2 protein-coding genes are annotated in these 1,624 nt (G+C 21.4%); one reads left to right on the top strand and one right to left on the bottom strand.

What is annotated here, in order from left to right; all coding sequences use genetic code 11:
* The first annotated feature begins 31 nt into the window (after positions 1 to 31).
* Positions 32 to 331 (top strand): SVM family protein, encoded by a 300-nt coding sequence (locus NQK76_RS02255; RefSeq protein ID WP_255872733.1) that lies wholly within the window; start codon positions 32 to 34, stop codon positions 329 to 331.
* Between the two features lie 720 nt (positions 332 to 1,051).
* Here NQK76_RS02255 and NQK76_RS02250 read toward each other — a convergent pair.
* Positions 1,052 to 1,624, bottom strand: a 573-nt coding sequence (locus tag NQK76_RS02250) for a hypothetical protein (protein WP_255872732.1), incomplete at its 5' end; no start/stop codon positions are given.

The following is a 1,624-nucleotide window of genomic DNA, read 5'->3' as shown; positions in this document are numbered from 1 at the left end:
AGGGATAACATAAAAGGAGTTATAAGTTAAAATGATGCAAATAAAAAATAAATTATATCTTTTACCATTATTTTTAATTAATTATTTAGGATTATTCCTGTTAATCAATATTCATCCAGTTATGGCAGCGGATAATAATAAAAATCAACAAAAAGAAGATTATGATTTGGTAGATAAAGCAATTAATGATTTAAACGAAGGTATTGAATATTTTAATAAAAAAGGAATTCAAATTAATTTAACTAGAATTACTAAACTAATATCAACAAAACAAAAAAGAAATAACCAAACAGAAAACTCATCATCAAGTTCTAAAAAAATAAAAAAATAGAGTTATGTTAAAAAACCAAAATAATCTTATAAATGGAACAAAAAAAATAAAAATAACGAATATGGTTTAAAAACCGACCTTGTAGTGTGTGCTTTTTTTGAACAACCTCTTAATTAAAGTTCTCTTATATTATCTTTATCGATGATAAAATTAATATGTTTTCTTCAGGTCTTAATGGATTCGGACAAACTAACATTTTATTAGAAATTAAATTTCTTTATGCGGACGAAATCGCAACAAATTATTAATAAGGATAATGAATTTGTAAAAGAAATGATAACATATGACCAAAAGTATTTATCATTATTAAACCTAACTAAATAATAATCATTTCAAATCACTTATTTAAAACAATTAAGTAAATTTAAATAAGTAAGACCTTCTCCATAAAGGTTTTTTTATACCTTTATTCATTGGCAAAGGAAAAGAACCATAAAATCAATTTTCTTTGAATGATTAATAAATATGGCAGTGACAAAATCACGCTCACCCAAACCCTCCACCGGCAACTAAACCAACAAAAATATAATCATCAAGTCTATTAAGGTGCTATAGTATCTTTAATAACTAAAAATTTTTATTTCAAAATTAATCTAAATAATTTTAGATTACAATTTAACACTTGATAATAAAAATATTTATATTAAGAAATTTAATTAAAAAAATAAACTTTTTAATTAAAATAATTTTTAAGTTTATCATTTTATAATTATGTTTAAATTATGATTTAAATTTATTACTTAATAATAATAAGTAAAATAAAATATTTATCATACATGTAATTATTACTAAATAAATTTTACTATATTTTTTAAATGAAAATATCCATTTTTGAGTATCAATGGAATAAATATTTGTTAAATATTTGTGAGCTAATTTGATAAATTTTGTATTATTTTTTTTCAAAATTTGATGGTTTTGGTTTTGTTCTTTTATTAATTTATTTTTATACTTTAAATCGATTATATTTTGTGTGAATGTTTTTTCTACTTCATATTTATCTTCGGTCAATGTTTTGTGAATCGTATCGAAGCTCGTGACTTTTTCTGTAACCTTATTAATGCTTTCATCTTGTTTTCGATCATTTTCATTTTTTCTTTGATCATTTTTAGTTAATGTTTTAAATCTTTGATTAAATTCTATAATACTTTCATCTTGTCTTCGATCAATTTCAGTTAATGTTTTTAATCTTTTATCAAAATCAATAGTATTTTTATCGTGTCTTTGATAATTTTCATAGTGTCTTTGATCAGTTTCGTCGTGTTTTTGATCATTTTTGTCGTGTCTTCGATC

Source organism: Candidatus Phytoplasma australasiaticum subsp. ipomoeae, assembly GCF_024425275.1.
Taxonomy (GTDB): Bacteria; Bacillota_I; Bacilli_A; order Acholeplasmatales; family Acholeplasmataceae; genus Phytoplasma; species Phytoplasma australasiaticum.
The sequence above is the reverse complement of the archived record's forward strand: the minus strand, read 5'-3'. Positions and strand labels throughout refer to the sequence as shown.

Excerpts from the sequence above, each read along its gene's own strand:
- NQK76_RS02255 (WP_255872733.1), top strand. The coding sequence starts at position 32 with ATGATGCAAATAAAAAATAAATTATATCTTTTACCATTATTTTTAATT.